Raw genomic sequence first — 230 nt, forward strand, 5'->3', positions numbered from 1 at the left:
GTCCGAAGCGGTCACCGCGTTCGTCATCGCAGCGGAGGGAACGACGCCCGATCCCGACGCCCTCATCGAGTTCTGCCGCACCGAGCTGGCGTCGTACAAGGCGCCGAACTCGGTACACGTGGTCCGCGAACTTCCGGTCGATGCGCAGGGCAAGATCCTCACGCGCGAGCTCCGCGCCATGGCCGTCGTCGAGGATCCTGTGTGAGCGCGCCCGACGACGGACTCGACGC

1 protein-coding gene is annotated in these 230 nt (G+C 68.3%); it reads left to right on the top strand.

What is annotated here, in order from left to right; genetic code table 11:
• Positions 1-205: AMP-binding enzyme (locus tag AC0IX4_RS23445; RefSeq protein WP_471831473.1), on the top strand; the 205-nt coding region annotated here is incomplete at its 5' end.
• Positions 206-230 lie beyond the last annotated feature (25 nt).

The sequence above is a fragment of the Rhodococcus sp. AC861 genome (genome assembly GCF_979256035.1).